This is a genomic window from Roseivirga spongicola (genome assembly GCF_001592965.1).
Taxonomy (GTDB): Bacteria; Bacteroidota; Bacteroidia; order Cytophagales; family Cyclobacteriaceae; genus Roseivirga; species Roseivirga spongicola.
In genome coordinates this window covers 771755-786584 of the sequence record NZ_LRPC01000001.1, presented here as the reverse complement: position 1 = coordinate 786584, position 14830 = coordinate 771755, and the positions used below count along the sequence as shown (strand labels likewise).

General features: G+C 39.0%; 17 protein-coding genes. 4 read left to right on the top strand and 13 right to left on the bottom strand.

The window, feature by feature from the left end:
- Window positions 1-17: 17 nt before the first annotated feature.
- From AWW68_RS03600 to AWW68_RS03580, 5 genes are read right to left on the bottom strand one after another with little or no spacing between them, the layout of a single operon-like run.
- A complete protein-coding gene (locus AWW68_RS03600) occupies window positions 18-998 on the bottom strand; it encodes an alpha/beta hydrolase (RefSeq protein ID WP_068216665.1) in 981 nt (326 codons plus the stop codon).
- Between the two features lie 6 nt (window positions 999-1004).
- Window positions 1005-1931, bottom strand: a complete 927-nt coding sequence (locus AWW68_RS03595) for an aspartate carbamoyltransferase catalytic subunit (RefSeq protein ID WP_068216662.1) — start codon at window positions 1929-1931, stop codon at window positions 1005-1007.
- Window positions 1931-2479: a bifunctional pyr operon transcriptional regulator/uracil phosphoribosyltransferase PyrR gene (pyrR, locus tag AWW68_RS03590; protein WP_068216660.1), complete on the bottom strand. Its 549-nt coding sequence runs from the start codon at window positions 2477-2479 to the stop codon at window positions 1931-1933. Before pyrR ends, AWW68_RS03595 begins: the two co-directional genes overlap by 1 nt.
- A 53-nt stretch (window positions 2480-2532) precedes the next feature.
- A complete protein-coding gene (locus AWW68_RS03585; protein ID WP_068216658.1) occupies window positions 2533-4098 on the bottom strand; it encodes a hypothetical protein in 1566 nt (521 codons plus the stop codon).
- A complete protein-coding gene (locus AWW68_RS03580) occupies window positions 4095-4502 on the bottom strand; it encodes an EVE domain-containing protein (RefSeq protein ID WP_068216656.1) in 408 nt (135 codons plus the stop codon). Before AWW68_RS03580 ends, AWW68_RS03585 begins: the two co-directional genes overlap by 4 nt.
- Window positions 4503-4601: 99 nt before the next feature.
- Here AWW68_RS03580 and polX point away from each other — a divergent pair, with 99 nt between their 5' ends.
- The 3 genes from polX (at window position 4602) to AWW68_RS03565 (ending at window position 7738) form a co-directional block, all read left to right on the top strand.
- Window positions 4602-6314, top strand: coding sequence for a DNA polymerase/3'-5' exonuclease PolX (polX, locus tag AWW68_RS03575; protein ID WP_068216654.1), 1713 nt, complete (start codon window positions 4602-4604; stop codon window positions 6312-6314).
- Window positions 6307-7320, top strand: a complete 1014-nt coding sequence (locus tag AWW68_RS03570) for a glycosyltransferase family 9 protein (protein ID WP_068216651.1) — start codon at window positions 6307-6309, stop codon at window positions 7318-7320. The genes polX and AWW68_RS03570 overlap by 8 nt, the downstream gene beginning before the upstream one ends.
- Window positions 7321-7468: 148 nt before the next feature.
- The gene (locus AWW68_RS03565) at window positions 7469-7738 is read left to right on the top strand and encodes a hypothetical protein (RefSeq protein WP_157717512.1); all 270 of its coding nucleotides are present in this window, start codon (window positions 7469-7471) and stop codon (window positions 7736-7738) included.
- Here the strand turns inward: AWW68_RS03565 and AWW68_RS03560 are convergent.
- The 8 genes from AWW68_RS03560 to AWW68_RS20035 all read right to left on the bottom strand — a co-directional run bounded on the left by AWW68_RS03560 (window position 7735) and on the right by AWW68_RS20035 (window position 14167).
- Window positions 7735-8694 carry a M23 family metallopeptidase gene (locus tag AWW68_RS03560; protein WP_068216647.1) on the bottom strand — a complete coding sequence of 320 codons (960 nt, stop codon included), beginning with the start codon at window positions 8692-8694 and terminating at the stop codon, window positions 7735-7737. The genes AWW68_RS03565 and AWW68_RS03560 overlap by 4 nt on opposite strands.
- A gap of 31 nt (window positions 8695-8725) precedes the next feature.
- Window positions 8726-9646, bottom strand: coding sequence for a M23 family metallopeptidase (locus AWW68_RS03555; protein ID WP_068216645.1), 921 nt, complete (start codon window positions 9644-9646; stop codon window positions 8726-8728).
- A gap of 756 nt (window positions 9647-10402) precedes the next feature.
- Window positions 10403-10561: a hypothetical protein gene (locus AWW68_RS20040; protein ID WP_157717511.1), complete on the bottom strand. Its 159-nt coding sequence runs from the start codon at window positions 10559-10561 to the stop codon at window positions 10403-10405.
- A 70-nt stretch (window positions 10562-10631) separates the two neighbouring features.
- Entirely contained in the window at window positions 10632-11162 is a 531-nt protein-coding gene (locus AWW68_RS03545) for a hypothetical protein (RefSeq protein ID WP_157717510.1), read from the bottom strand.
- 96 nt (window positions 11163-11258) lie between these two features.
- The gene (locus AWW68_RS03540) at window positions 11259-11783 is read right to left on the bottom strand and encodes a hypothetical protein (RefSeq protein ID WP_157717509.1); all 525 of its coding nucleotides are present in this window, start codon (window positions 11781-11783) and stop codon (window positions 11259-11261) included.
- 102 nt (window positions 11784-11885) lie between these two features.
- A complete protein-coding gene (locus AWW68_RS03535) occupies window positions 11886-12410 on the bottom strand; it encodes a hypothetical protein (RefSeq protein ID WP_068216637.1) in 525 nt (174 codons plus the stop codon).
- A 14-nt stretch (window positions 12411-12424) separates the two neighbouring features.
- Window positions 12425-13819, bottom strand: coding sequence for a hypothetical protein (locus AWW68_RS03530; protein ID WP_068216635.1), 1395 nt, complete (start codon window positions 13817-13819; stop codon window positions 12425-12427).
- A 198-nt stretch (window positions 13820-14017) separates the two neighbouring features.
- Window positions 14018-14167: a hypothetical protein gene (locus AWW68_RS20035; RefSeq protein ID WP_157717508.1), complete on the bottom strand. Its 150-nt coding sequence runs from the start codon at window positions 14165-14167 to the stop codon at window positions 14018-14020.
- A gap of 298 nt (window positions 14168-14465) precedes the next feature.
- Between AWW68_RS20035 and AWW68_RS03525 the strand changes: the two genes are divergently transcribed.
- A complete protein-coding gene (locus AWW68_RS03525; RefSeq protein ID WP_068216633.1) occupies window positions 14466-14783 on the top strand; it encodes a hypothetical protein in 318 nt (105 codons plus the stop codon).
- Window positions 14784-14830: the final 47 nt, after the last annotated feature.

Genomic DNA, 14830 nt, shown 5'->3' with positions numbered 1-14830 from the left:
ATCAAGTATTTGTTAAGCTATAAATCGTTAGACCTTAAGAACATATTCACCCTGCTGGTGTAGCGCTCTTTGTATTCAGGTCTTGTGTAAATCTGTACGTGATCGCAGTCTTTGAATAACACTGGGTACACATTCATTTCTCCTTCTATTTCTTCCTCCAAAATTGGCGCTGGTGTCATGGCATCTGAATCGCTATATAAGATGAGCGTTGGCAACTTATTGTTCGAAAGCAAATAGGAGAACTTCATTTTGTCGCTCCAATCATCAACTTCATTATCGAAGCTGCCCCATGCTAGGTTGAAAATGAAGTCAGGAATGCCCATTTCTTTACCTGCCAAGCGAGAGGTTTCTTTAACATTACTCAAAGGACTGTCTAAAATAAGCTTGTGAACCTTAAGTCCGTTGTCTTTCTGGAATTGTACCAAATCGGGACGATTAACTGCGATAGCACTGGACATTGCCCCCATTGAGAAGCCATAAAGCACGAAATCGGTCTGTTCGAACCGCTCGTTTAGCATCTTCATACTGCCTACTATATCTTCAGCAAACTCATAACCCAAGGCTGTTTTGGCTTCTTCCGACTTTCCAGAGTTTCTTAAATCAGGAATGAAAATATTGTACAATGAATCTAAACCTTGCTCTTTCACTAAGGCTAGATATTTCATGGTTTTCAATCGGTTAGATGTTCTACCATGGTTAATCATTAAGGTCTGTTTAATGCCTTCTTTACTGGCTGGAACATACCATCCGTTGAGAGCCAAACCATCGGTTAAAGTTTCATAGTCTATCTCCTCATAATTTGGGAAACCATAATCGGCAGGGTTTCTATTAGAGCCAATTCCATAGTTCTCAACCATTTCTGGGTTGCTAGTAACATACTCAAAAGTATAGCGATCGTAATCTGTGATTAGGCTTACGAACTTAGGAATGGCTAGAAAATAGAAAGCGAGGACTATCAGCACTATGCTGATGGCCAGAATTCGGAGAAACTTTTTCATATGAGCTTATTTAGAAACTGAAGCTAAAAGGTAAAGAACAGCCATTCTTACAGCCACACCATTTTCTACCTGATCTAAGATGATGGCATGGTCAGAGTCGGCAACATCACTGCTTAATTCTACCCCTCGGTTTATTGGCCCAGGGTGCATGATGGTAATCTCTTTGTTAAGCGAATCGAGGAGCTTTTTGTTCACTCCATAGTACAGTGAGTACTCCCTTAAAGACGGGAAGTATTTGATATGTTGTCTCTCGAGCTGAATTCGAAGAATGTTGGCTACATCGCACCATTCTAGTGCTTTACGAACGTCTAGTTCAACCTTAATTCCTAGCGTATCGATGTATTTTGGCAAAAGGGTAATTGGTCCACAAACCATTACTTCGGCACCAAGTTTTTGAAGGGCAAAGATGTTGGAAAGCGCTACTCTTGAGTGAAGGATATCACCAATAATTGCCACCTTTTTACCTTCAACATTTCCTAACTTCTCTCTGATTGAAAAGGTATCTAGTAAAGCTTGAGTAGGGTGTTCGTGAGTGCCATCACCAGCATTGACAATGTTGGCGTCTATATGCTTTGAAAGAAAATGCGGTGCTCCCGGGCTAGAGTGGCGCATTACAATCATATCTACTTTCATAGATAGAATGTTATTAACCGTATCGAGGAGGGTTTCTCCTTTTTTAACGGAACTGCTACTGCTAGAAAAGTTGATTACATCTGCAGAAAGCCTTTTTTCAGCAAGCTCAAATGAAAGCTTTGTACGTGTAGAGTTTTCAAAGAAAACGTTGGCGATTGTAATGTCCCTTAAAGAAGGAACCTTCTTTATGGGTCTGTTAATTACATCTTTGAACTCTTCAGCTGTCTGAAAAATGAGCTCTATATCTTCTCTAGAAAGATCTTTTATCCCGAGGAGATGTTTAGTGCTCAATTTATCCATTAGTCTTCCTTATTAATTAGCCACACGTTATCTTCTTCTACACCCTTTTGATGCTTCCATTCAACCAATACCCTTTGGCTTTCTATGGTGTTAACCTGTTTGCCCACATAGTCTGGGAAAATGGGTAAATGACTGGAATACTTTCTTTTTACCAAAACCAATAATTCTACTTTGCTTGGTCTGCCAAAAGCGTGCATTGCATCTAAAGCGGCTCTAACGGTTCTTCCGGTAAAGAAAACATCGTCAATAAGTACTACTTTTTTGTTTTCCACCAAAAAATCGATTTTGGTTTCATTGGCACGAACTGGGTTGTCTCTTCTTCTGAAATCGTCTCTATAGAAAGTAGCATCTAAGTAGCCGAGTTGAATATTGCTGTTGGTAAGCTCTAACAGTTTTTCTTTAATTCTTTCGGCAAGGAAAATACCTCTGGGCTGAAGACCCAATAATACTGTGTTCTCGAAATTTTGATGATTTTCTATCAGTTGCTGACAGAGACGGCCAATGGTTATGGCTAACTGAGGATGACCTAAAAGAAGCCGCTTTTGCATTTCAGGATACAAATATAAGAAAAGGAATTGCTCGTGGAAGAAGGTGCCTAATTTTAATCTTCGGTTGTGGCTAAGGCTTTAATAGAATTAACAAAAAACACTCTTCTGTTCTTAGCATTTGTGTTACCAGGTTTAATAGTTTGGACTCCATATACTAAGAATCTGTTGTCGTACCAACGGGTTACGCCTTGATACCCCTCCTTTGTAAAATTCACCTTATCACCAGGCTCCATTAGCACCAGTGGTTCTACTGAAGGTTCTTCATCTAGACCGTTTAAGTTGCTTAATCTCAATTCCTCTTTATGATAAAGCGCATAATAGACTTGACTTCCTTTTATTTGAAAAGCTCCAAAGTTATCTAAAACGTCTTCCTTTGATTCGTCTATAGTTGCGCTTCTATCCCATACAAGATTTCCCTTTCTGTCTACCATTATGGCAAAGGCATGAGTAAAATCCCAATTAACCTGCCTTGCCGATTGATTGTAGTTCATTAGATTAGGATCGTTTGTTGATAAGTTTCTTGTGGGAAAGCTATTGCGAAAATGTGGACTCAGCCCTGCCTGATTTCTCATATAGCTTTGTGTGTTCATACTTAATGGTTTAAAAAATTCTCCTACCATTATAAGCCCTTCTGGAGTTTCTATTAATTCGCGAAACAACCCATCGGTCTTATATCTCCAATCTTTCGATTCTTGCCTAGCCTTTAATGCTCGCTTTTTGAGCTTTTCGGCTCTTCGTTCTCCGTTGTGGTCTAAAAAAGTATCAAACTCTCCAAAGCTCACATATTTCATACTTTGTTGGCCGGTTCTATCTACATGATTAATAAAGATACCTGAGGGAAATGTTCCTGCTTTGATGGCATATAGGCCAATCACTATTTGTTCTTTATTATAAATGGAAGAAGAAATAGCATTCAGCAGATGATGATCTCTAATGGTTTCTATTTCATAGTCGCGAACGGCATTGCCTCCAAAATCATAGGTATTAATGTTAATCGTTCGATCCTTCTTACTGTCATTCTTTGAAGAAAGCACATTGAAGGTCACACTATCTGCATTAATCCTTACCTCAAGAAGTTCAGAGTTGTTTTGATAAACATTAGATAGCGTTCGAACTTTTTGATTGTCTATATCATATGCAAAAACAGCAGGCCTTTCATCTATATATCCGCCAATTATTGCCGTATTTCTCAATACTTCAAACTCTTGAATCTCCAAGTCTACGATGCTACGAGGTTCAAAAGCTTCCATCTTTCTAGTCTCCTGATCGATTACCACCAGTTTTATCTCTCTAGATACCGATGTGTTTTGGAATAGTAGATAGGTTTTTTTCTGAGCATAATGATATCCCTTAAGAAATAGCTGTCTCTTAACGTCTAGTGTATCTGTCCAATCAAGCTTGAGGTCATTATTCAAATGATGGAAAATAATTGGGTAATCTTTGAGACCAGACTGTATTACTGGTTCAATAATTAGTGCCCCTTGCTCTTCTTTAGAAACTACTATATAATCATCATTATTCCAGTCATGAGGTATTTCATATCTGGCCAGGTGATTTATCTGTGCATTTAGCTCTAAGCCCACCAAGACTAGAAAACATAGAGAGAATAGTTTTTTCATGCCTCAGACATCTTGATAATATAATCGAACTCTTCTTTTTTAACTGGCTGAACAGATAGACGAGAGATCTTCAAAAGAGTCATATCTTTTAAAAACTCTTCTTGCTTTATCTCATCTAGTGAAACTGATTTTTTAAGTTTCTGTTTAGGAGCAAAGTCTACTACTACCCATCTATCATCATCGGTAGTGGGGTCTGGATAGTATTCAGTTACGCATTCGGCAATACCTACAATAGATTTTTCTTTTACGCTATGATAGAAAAACGCTAGATCCCCTTTCTTCATCGCCTTCATATGATTTCTGGCCGCATAGTTCCTAACGCCATCCCAGTGGTCTTTCCCCAGCCTTACCAAATCGTCATAAGAATATTCATTTGGCTCAGATTTTATCAACCAGTAGTTCATAATCACTTATTTTTAACTTTGTAAGGCGTAAGACAATAGTTAGTCTTTCCAGCTATAAAAAGCAAGTTTTATACACTCTCATTAACAAAGCATAGTCAATTGGATAACTCAACAATTCTTAAACAACTCAAACTGCAGGCTGCACTTATGGAGCTTCACGATGAAAACTCTTTCAAGATCAGGGGTTATCAGAACGCAGTCTTCCAACTCGATAAATCTGATTTCGATTTGGTGAACATGAGTTTATCAGATTTAGAAGGTTTACAAGGAATTGGAAAAGGAATTGCCACTACCATTCATGAAATAGCCAACAAAGGGGTATCACAAGCCTTGGAAGAATATTTGGCCACAACACCCGAGGGTATTGTTGAGCTGTTAGACATGAAAGGAATTGGACCGAAAAAGATTAAAGTGCTTTGGAAAGAGCTGGGTATTGAGAGCGGCCACGAATTAAAGGAAGCAGCCAACTCAGGTTTGGTAGCTAAATTGAAAGGCTTTGGTGAAAAGACTCAACAGACCATTATTGATGCGCTAGAGTTTAAAGAAGCTAACGCGAACAAGCTCCATTATGCCGATGCAGAAGTGCTTGCCACAGAGATCATCGAAATCTTAGGAGCATTCAAAAATGCCGAGAAAGCCGAGGTAACCGGAGATATGCGCAGAAAGCTAGAGGTGGCCGATACTATAGAAATTCTAGTGGCTTCCAATGATTTCGATGCTCTGGAAGATGAGTTAAATGATAGTGAAGACTTCAGCCAATTATTAGAACTGAGCGGTCCAGTTATCTGGAGAGGCCTTTTCAAAGAACATAAAATCACTGTTGAGCTCATTCTTTGCAAACCTGAAGACTTTGTGAGAGAGCAGTTTTTGAAAACGGGTAATCAGCTTCATTTGAGCATTCCTATTGCGAACAACAAGTCATTAAGAGATATGGCTTATTTGGAAAAATATAGTTCGGAAGAAGAGCTTTATGCTTCGCTGAATATGGCTTATGTTGAACCAGAAATGAGAGAAGGTGGCTTCGAAATTGAACTAGCCAAAAGCAATAAACTGCCTAAGCTGGTTGAAATGGAAGACCTCAAAGGTATTCTACACAACCACTCCACTTACTCCGATGGAAAACATACGCTGCGGCAAATGGCGGAATACTGCAAAGAGTTGGGCTATGAATACCTAGGCATTTGCGACCATAGCAAATCAGCTTTCTACGCCAATGGACTGGACGAAGAAAGAGTTGCAAAGCAGCATCAAGAAATTGATGAGCTAAACAAAGAGCTTGCACCATTTAAGATTTTCAAAGGGATTGAATCTGATATTCTAAACGATGGAAGCCTAGATTATTCTGATGAGGTTTTAGCCAGCTTCGACTTTATTGTCGCTTCTGTTCACTCGGTGTTGAACATGAACAAACAGAAAGCAACCCAGCGATTATTAACTGCCATAGAAAATCCATATACCACGGTTCTGGGTCACCCAACTGGACGACTTTTATTGAGAAGAGCGGGTTACCCGATAGATCATAAAGCGGTGATAGATCATTGTGCAAAGCATAATGTGGTGATTGAAATTAATGCCAACCCATGGCGGTTAGACTTGGACTGGAGATGGGTGAACTATGCGCTGGAGAAAGGCGTTAAGCTTTCCATTAACCCTGATGCTCACCAAATGGAAGGTTATCATCATATGAAATTTGGTTTATTGACTGGTAGAAAAGGAGGGTTAACAGCCGAGATGACCTTCAATGCTTTGAGCCAAGAAGAGATAGAAAAACATTTTGCTGAGAAAAGAGCGAAAGCTCCTGCGCATGCCTAAAAAAGTACTGATTATCCGTTTTTCCTCCATTGGGGATATAGTGCTCACTACTCCAGTCATCAGAGCTATCAAAACTCAGGTAGACGATGTTGAGGTACACTATGCTACTAAAAAGCAGTATCACTCTGTATTGGAAGCAAACGCCTATATCGACAAGTTTCATTTATTAGATGGTGACCTGAAAGCCCTGATTGAGGACTTGAAAAAGGAGAATTTCGACTTTGTGGTTGACCTTCACAATAACCTCAGAACAAGAAGAATTAAGTCTGGCCTCAGCACTGAATCTGCGGCTTTCCCCAAGCTGAACTGGGAAAAATGGTTGATTGTAAACCTTAAGATTGATAAGCTCCCTAATGTTCATATAGTAGATCGATACCTAGAAGCTGCAGCACCTCTAGGGGTGAAAGTAGATGCTCTGGGCTTGGATTACTTCATTCCAGAAAAAGATGAAGTAGAGAAAGATTGGCTACCCGAAACTCATAGAGGAGAGTTTGTGGCTTTTGCAATTGGTGGTAATCATGAAACCAAGAAGCTTCCATTAGATAGAATGATAGAGCTTTGCGATAAAATCAATAAGCCCATTGTTTTATTAGGTGGAAAGGAAGACGCTGAAAATGGGGAAAAGATTGCCGATTTCTTCGATAGGAAGTATGAAACAGAAGACTTTAAAGAACCATTGAATGAGCTAGGTAAGAAAGCCTTAATCTACAATGGCTGCGGTAAGTTTTCCATCAATCAGAGTGCCTCAATACTCAAACAAGCTTCTTATGTTTTCACTCACGACACGGGAATGATGCACATTGCAGCCGCACTGAAGAAGAACATATTTTCCATTTGGGGAAACACCATTCCCGAGTTTGGCATGTACCCGTACCGAACCAAATTCACAATTCTAGAGAAGAAGGGACTCAGTTGCAGGCCATGTTCTAAGATTGGGTATAAGAAGTGCCCTAAAGGACATTTTAAATGTATGAATGAAATTATCTTCGACTTCTGGCTACCTTAGCGATTATGGCTAGCTCAAAAGTATATCGTCATTCCCGACAACGATCGGGAATCTCCTTATTATGTTCTAAAGGCTAAAAGTAGATCCCCAATCAAGTTGGGGATGACGGAAACAATTACTTTTGAGCTAGCCTTATTCAGATTCTTCTATGAAACACAAATCACTGCAAACCATATCCCTAATTCTGGTATTAATCTCACTGATCATGGAAGTGGGTTATAATCAGGCGTGGTATGAGTTTAACAACCCGCAGGCGCTATTTGGTATTTCACTTGCCCTGGTTTTGGTTTCCATGTCGCTTAATGTTAAGATCATCAGAACAATGGGCATACAAGCTCATACTCGTAAAACCAGTCAATTAGCCTTGGTAGTCACTGCCATTTACGCTGTGGCTGTATTTGGCTTTGAGCTTATTTAGTTCCTGCCCGATAGGTACTTCTTTCTCTGCCTTTTGCTCATTTCTTGAGTGATGAGAGCTGCAGGCTGAGACGAGGTATAGCTTTCTCCAACACGCCATGGCTTTTTAGACTCTTTCGTTCTGAAAGAAGGGTTAATAAAAACAGTTTTAAGCCACTCGTTATAGGGTAGTTTGCGATCTACTTCTAAGGTCTGATAACCTATTGAAAGAAATAGTTTACGATTTATATCTACCGTACCAAGGGGTTGACCCGCAAGTATCTTATCACCAGTTTTCACATTTATGCCCTTTTGGTCAAAACCTAAATAATCTGCAAAACTTCCATCGAGATGAACTATTCTTAGCCTGTTTTTCATTTCCCCACCAGGGAGCTTATCTTCCACATACTCAACCTTCCCTCCTCTAACAGCGGTGATTGTGAAGGAGTCTTTCACTTCGAACTCAACTCCGTAAAACGTAGAAATTCCGTCATGATACTTTATGGGAGTAACGAAGGGTTCTTCAGTCTTTAAGTTAGAGCTGGTGAGAGTAACCGATTTGCCATCAGGGACAGGCAGAACGTAGGTATGTCTAGACAGTTTTGGGTTAACTATTCCTTCTGTGTAGTAGAACGAAAAACTACAGTGTCTTGGGCTCGAGAAAAATTCAAACAAATGGTGGACACCTGGCCTGAAGTCACTTACAAAAGGTAACGGAACCGAAGCCTTCAGTCCAACTGTATTTTCGAAGTCAATTACTATTGAGACCGTGTTTGTTCTGTTACTTTTAAACCAGAAACCTTTGGATCTCTCGCGATATACCTCCATCTGATAGGGAAACCCTTCTTGCCTTAGAGAATATGTTTCTTTATCAAAAAAACCTACACCTTCCTTAATAAGTGGCTTTTCAGATACTATGGTTTGGGCTTGTGATAGTATAGGAAGTACAAGAAATATAAATATTGCGGCATTTTTCATGTTGATTATCAATCAATTACCGAGCCAGAAACTACTTTGAACTCTTCAAGTACTTTTTCTTTTCTCGTTTTCCCATTTCTTGTGTTATTAAATCGGTGCTTATGGTTGAAATATAGGTTTTTCCAGGTTCAAGCAACCCTTCATAATTCTTAGTCTTGAACTTTGGCCTTACATATTTATTACTACTCCAGTCTCTATAATTTTTTCCATCATCTGGGTCGATATGCAGATGGCTGACAGTGATCAATAAGGTTGCATCTCCCATTTGATTAGTTTGGGTAGCAATGGCCAGCGGATCTCCAGGGTTTACTTCATCTCCTTCACTTACTTGAACACTTTCATTTCTAAAATTACTGTAGCGGGCTACAGTACCATCTTCATGCCTAATTTTTAAAAAATTTCTATTTTTAGTGTAAGTGTATTTGAGAGTATCAGTTTGATTTTCTTGCTGAATTGCTTCAACAATTCCTTTACGAATGGCGGTGATAGTATCTCCATCTACCAGCTTGAAAGCAAGACCATAGTAATCGGTATCATCCTTTTGGCCAAGAACATCCTTTACCGTATTCGTATTAAAAACGGCTATCTTAGTGCCAGCAGTAGTGGGAAGTAAATACTGTACATCTTTGACCTTTGCATTATGTGTCCCAAACCAATACACCCATCCATAATCGAAGCTGGGTGTATTTGTTCCCATCTTTTCTAAAGTAAATAGTCTTGTTGTACCTGTTCTAATTGTTTTAACGGCTGGTAGTGTTGTACTGGCATTTAGGCTACTAAGCCTGTTAAAGTATACTACTAACGTAATGTATTCATTGGTAGAATTTTTTGCTTCAAAAATATATTTTTCAGTCGTTTTATCATATTTATAAGAAACGCTGACTGGCCTTTGAGCGAAACCTAATGAACTTATTGAGACTAAAAAGAAAATTAGAAGTATTCGTTGTGTCATTTTTTCTGTTTTGGATGCAGATTAATGGAAACAACTTTAACAGACAAGATTTTCTATCCTCTTTTCCCAATAATTAAAGTTGAAGGAGTTCAATTGTTTGTCCATGGAAGCACGAATGGCGTCTGTCATTAGGTTGCCTATACTGCATTCATGATTGTGATCTACCTTTCTATCGGCTTTGAGTTCTTCAGCATTAACATCACGGCCTCAGTCCCTAATGTGAGCTTGGATATATAACATTTATCATTTCATCGAAAATAAGACAACTTCCCGCATCGCAGTTTCGAACATTGTCTGGCGAAAGGCTTTGGTGATATTTTTGAAATTTCTCGATAAGATCAGCCCAATCGTAATACCCGGAAATGTAGGGAGGAGTTTTTTTGCAAGAGGGGTATAATGATGTTCAATGTTCCTACACCTTTTGGAACGTTTGTGACCTTCCATTTAACTGAGGTGGATCTGACCCACCGTTCAAACAATTGATTAAAGTCTTCTTCCTCAGCTTTTTCTACAAAATCGACTTGGAGCACCTTCCCTTCCAAGTCAATTGTCAGATTTAGGGTTGCCGAGTGGTAAGTAAGGAGCTCTTTCTTTGAGTTTCTTGGCTTCCTCACGGCTCATTTGATAAACTAAATATTCTTTTAAACTCCTTTCATCCTCAAAGTATATCGAAAGATTTTGTTGCGAAAAGCAATGGAGGCAAATAAAAATAGGATTAGAGTTAAAATTTCTTTTCTCTTCATTTTAGTGAGCTTTTCAATTACAGTTGGTTCCTTTAGTGCCTGTTCTATGTTCAGTGTTGATCGTATTTCGGGTTGGGTTCAGTGCCTCAATGCCGTATAAAGTGAGTGCTTCCAGTTCATTGGCTGGTAGGTTGGGGTGTAGCTCCAGCACCGCGTTCCTTAAGTCGGTCATATTATTGTTGAGCTGTAATGTGTATGGAATTGAATCTATGATTGACTTTATTAATTCGGTCTTTTTTTAGTCATTCATTTTTGAAGACAGGGCCTTTGTAATTTCTAATTTCTGGTAAAATAACGCAATTCGTTTGGAAGCACCCGCTAATCTTATTGATGGTCAAGGATTTGTGATAGTCCTGATATTTTTTCACCAGGTCCAGCCTATCAAGTTTTGGATCCATTGGCGTGGTTCTTTGCAGGAATGGTATAATGATATTTACAGAATCAGTATTCGTTGGAGCGTTGGTAATCTCCCATTTTCCAGAGGTCGACCAAACCCACTTTAAAACAAGATTATTAAAATCACTATCCGTGCTGGATTCTATAAAATATATATTACTAACACTTCCATAGAGATTTAGGCTTACTCGCACAGTGGCCGATTGTACGTAGGGTTCTTTCTCAGTGAAAGACTTGGCCAGCTTGCCATCAAATTGTGAGGTCAAATACTTCTCTAGACTGTCATCGTCATCGAATTCCACCCTTAAAGCCGTTTGAGAATAACTGACTCCTAGAATCAAGAAAAACATGAGTATCCATATATAACTATGTTTCATAATATGATCAATTACAATTGGTTCCTTTAGTGCCCGTTCTGTGATTACTGTTAAGTGCACTCTGAGTTGGCGTGAATGCCCTGAAAGCCGTTGTAACTAACGCACAGGAGCATACATGCCATTTACGATTTCATTTAAAATAATACAGCTCCCCTTTTCACAGTTCTCTATATTGTCAGCGGAAAGACTTTGATGGTATGTTTGAAATTTTCTCGAAAGACTATCCCAACCTTTTAAGGCTGGGTCTGGGGGCGTTTTTTGTAAAAAAGGTATAATGATGTTCAACGTCTCCACCCCTTTTGGAACGCCTGTAACCTTCCATTTACCTGAGGTTGATCTGGCCCACCGTTCAAACAATTGATTAAAGTCTTCTTCCTCAGCCCTTTCAACAAAATCGACTTGGAGCATCTTTCCCTTAAGGTCAATGGTCAGATTAAGAGTCGCTGAATGGACGTAGGGAGGTCTTTCTTTCAGTTTCTTAGCTTCTTCACGGCTCATTTGATAGACTAAATATTTTTTTAAACTCCTTTCATCTTGAAACTCTATTGAAAGATTCTGTTGCGAAAAACAGGAGAGGGTATTTAAGAGTAGAATCACACTTAGAATAGCTTTTCTTTTCATATCAATCATTGTTTCTAATTACAATTGGTTCCGTGAGAGCCGGTTCTGTGATTACTATTAATTGTACACCAACTCGGGTTCTACTCCTGAAAACCATTGTAACTAACGCACTGCAGGATACATGACATTTACAATCTCATGAACAATAATGCAACTACTAGCTTCGCAATTCTCAATATTGTCAGGCGAAAGGCTAGTGTGGTAATTTTGAAATTTTTCAATCAGATCAGTCCAATCTTTATATCCAGCATAAGGGGGGGTTTTTTGCAAAAAAGGGATAATAATGTTTAGAGTTTCCACTCCTCCGGGAGCATCTGTGACCTTCCATTTACCTGAGGTTGACCTGACCCATCGTTCAAACAATTGATTAAAGTCTTCTTCCTCGGCCCTTTCAACAAAATCGACTTGGAGTATCTTCCCTTTCAGGTCAATGGTCAGGTTAAGAGTTGCTGAATGTATATAAGGAAGCCTTTTTTTCAATGGCTTGGCTTCCTCTCTGCCAAGTTGAACTACCATATATTTTGCTAGACTCATCTCATCTTGGAACTCTATTTTCAGTTCTTTTTGCGAAAAACAGGTATTGGTTAATAAAAACATTAGCAAAAACAATACTTCTTTTCTTTTCATAATAATGGGTGTTATTAATTGCAATTAGTTCCTTGACTACCAACTCTATGGTTATTATTTGTTATATGCTGTGTGGGTGTTAATGCCTGAAGACCGTGTAAGGTAAGTGCTTCTAATTCATTGGTCGTAAGATTTGGATGAACCTCTAGTACAGCATTTCTGAAGTCAGTCATATAGTTATTGAGCATGATATGATGTTGTACATCCTTGGGGTTCATCCCATTAGCTATTAAGGAGTCGAATAACTGGAGGTATTCATTTGAAAAACTAGGCACGTGCCTATCCCTAACCATTTCGTAGAATAAGAAAGTAGCATGCAAAAATTCATGGTATAGGGTTGCTGTGACATACTCTTGCGAACTAGAGGTTAGATCAGGGTTAATATAAATTTCAATTAAGAATGCGTTCCGGTTTTCCGTTTCTCCATCAGTTGTAGTCCCAGCATAACTATTGTCCGTAAGTATTTCCAGCTCAAACTCTCCACCACCTATCAATCCCATAGCATTTTCTAGACTGTCCATCAAGTTATTTGTTAGGGTGTCTTGAATGGCATTGTCTATTTTTTCTTTCAGGCAAGGGTCCGTTACGCTGTTCTTTATTTCGGAGATAGGATCTTCCATAGGAGGCCCATCGCCACTGCCCCAATCATCATCATCTAGGTAGTCCATTTGACACTCGTACCAGGTGTATGTACCTATGGGCTGCCACTCGGTACACTCTTCCCAACCTGAGGCATCATAGTCACAATACCTTTCGTAAAGGGTCATTACCTGAATTACACAACCGCCTTGGTCTACATTGCCACCGTTATTAATACCAGAACGGACAATGTCTAAGTTAACATTGGGTGTTCTTTTGAACAGTTTTATCTTGGATGTAGCCACTCCGTTTTCAAAAACGTGCCCTCCTCTAAGGTTTCCAGAAAAGTCTGAGTAAATCATTTTTCCGTCAAACCCTTGCTCCAACAAACTTAGGTAGCCATAGCCTTCTTTTGGCATATCAAAGTCCTCTTCCGGTATAATATTCAATACCACCAAAGTATATTCTTCTTCTAAGGCAATTAACGCAGAGCGATGCACCTTTGCCCCATCAGTAGTATTGACAACGTCTGAAGATGTGTTTTGTGTTACGTTGTCTATCCTATAGTATTGCAAAGGCACATCTATATAGGTTTTACCATTTCTTTCCGATACAATAGCCCGTTCCCAAACTGGTTGCTTAGCCTGATTCGTATGTCCAACAACGGTTGATCTAGGCTTTGATCCAAAAGAGTTCTCGTACCATTGCTTGGCCCTGGAAACTTCATCGGCCAGGTTAGTGCTGGGGCTCAGCTCTGGAGCCTGTTCACAGGCGGTTGCTAGAATTAAAGCAAGCGAAAGGAAGATTATGGCATTGCTGTATTTTATCATTACTTTGTTTTTATTGAATAGGCCAAAGAATAAAAATATTTTTCAACTTATATATCAAAAGGTAATATAATGTGATTATTACAATTTTAGTTTAAACTAATAAATTTAGAAAAGTACTTGGTCATACCCTTGAAAAACCTGTTGCTCTCAAAGCTTGGTGGTAGAGGGAACGCTTTTGGAAACTCCCGCATTTAAATTTCAAGTGGAAACCAGTTCCTCGACTTTTTTCTGCCAGTGCTCAAATCTAAAGGCATTGAGTTGCTTCTCCATAGAAGCGCGAATGGCATCTGTCATTAGGTTACCTATGCTGCCTTCATGATTATTATCTACCTTTCTGTCGGTTTGCATTCTCCTGCATTTACCTAATTGGAAGTAGGCTTCGAGGAAGGATATATCTAAAAGTAAAGTTGGTTAATGCAGCATTATACTCAGTAGCTTCTTGGTTGATTATAGGGAAAGAGGTGTGATTGGTGGGATATGTAAGAGGGGCCATAGAATGGACTGATAACAATCAATATTTTTACTATAATGATTTGGGATACGTGTTTTTTACTGATACGGAGAAGCAATACGTCATAATCCTTCGGGGTTAGCAGACTATTTCGTATGATGAGGATAAGAAAATAGATTGGACAAACTCTAAAAGATGGAACTTCTAGTTGAGAACAAGTTTAAGATCGTAATTCTATTGTTGGTATTGATACTACCTACATACTTTCTAGTGCTAAGTCCAAAAGCTAGAAAGGCTAGACTCAACGTAACTAATTCAAAACGAATAGAAGTTGATATGGATATTGATCAGGTGGTCAAAATAATGGGTTTGCCTAATGAAAAGCTTTCGAGAAAAGAAAACCAATACGAACTTGAAACTTTCTATTATGCCCCTCCCGCGTTTGCCTCAGACGGAATTTTCATCAACTTTAATAAGGAAGGAAAGGTCGAGAAGATCGTTCTATATGAATAGAAAGTTTTGTGTATTTCAATTATTACTAGTAGCTCTTATGCTTCTGT

What these genes read in the sequence shown, in the direction of transcription:
- AWW68_RS03600 (WP_068216665.1), bottom strand. Translation starts at nt 998, where the DNA reads ATGAAAAAGTTTCTCCGAATTCTGGCCATCAGCATAGTGCTGATAGTC.
- AWW68_RS03595 (WP_068216662.1), bottom strand. Translation starts at nt 1,931, where the DNA reads ATGGATAAATTGAGCACTAAACATCTCCTCGGGATAAAAGATCTTTCT.
- pyrR (WP_068216660.1), bottom strand. Translation starts at nt 2,479, where the DNA reads ATGCAAAAGCGGCTTCTTTTAGGTCATCCTCAGTTAGCCATAACCATT.
- AWW68_RS03585 (WP_068216658.1), bottom strand. Translation starts at nt 4,098, where the DNA reads ATGAAAAAACTATTCTCTCTATGTTTTCTAGTCTTGGTGGGCTTAGAG.
- AWW68_RS03580 (WP_068216656.1), bottom strand. Translation starts at nt 4,502, where the DNA reads ATGAACTACTGGTTGATAAAATCTGAGCCAAATGAATATTCTTATGAC.
- AWW68_RS03570 (WP_068216651.1), top strand. Translation starts at nt 6,307, where the DNA reads ATGCCTAAAAAAGTACTGATTATCCGTTTTTCCTCCATTGGGGATATA.
- AWW68_RS03565 (WP_157717512.1), top strand. Translation starts at nt 7,469, where the DNA reads ATGAAACACAAATCACTGCAAACCATATCCCTAATTCTGGTATTAATC.
- AWW68_RS03560 (WP_068216647.1), bottom strand. Translation starts at nt 8,694, where the DNA reads ATGAAAAATGCCGCAATATTTATATTTCTTGTACTTCCTATACTATCA.
- AWW68_RS03555 (WP_068216645.1), bottom strand. Translation starts at nt 9,646, where the DNA reads ATGACACAACGAATACTTCTAATTTTCTTTTTAGTCTCAATAAGTTCA.
- AWW68_RS20040 (WP_157717511.1), bottom strand. Translation starts at nt 10,561, where the DNA reads ATGACCGACTTAAGGAACGCGGTGCTGGAGCTACACCCCAACCTACCA.
- AWW68_RS03545 (WP_157717510.1), bottom strand. Translation starts at nt 11,162, where the DNA reads ATGAAACATAGTTATATATGGATACTCATGTTTTTCTTGATTCTAGGA.
- AWW68_RS03540 (WP_157717509.1), bottom strand. Translation starts at nt 11,783, where the DNA reads ATGAAAAGAAAAGCTATTCTAAGTGTGATTCTACTCTTAAATACCCTC.
- AWW68_RS03535 (WP_068216637.1), bottom strand. Translation starts at nt 12,410, where the DNA reads ATGAAAAGAAAAGAAGTATTGTTTTTGCTAATGTTTTTATTAACCAAT.
- AWW68_RS03530 (WP_068216635.1), bottom strand. Translation starts at nt 13,819, where the DNA reads ATGATAAAATACAGCAATGCCATAATCTTCCTTTCGCTTGCTTTAATT.
- AWW68_RS20035 (WP_157717508.1), bottom strand. Translation starts at nt 14,167, where the DNA reads ATGCAAACCGACAGAAAGGTAGATAATAATCATGAAGGCAGCATAGGT.
- AWW68_RS03525 (WP_068216633.1), top strand. Translation starts at nt 14,466, where the DNA reads ATGGAACTTCTAGTTGAGAACAAGTTTAAGATCGTAATTCTATTGTTG.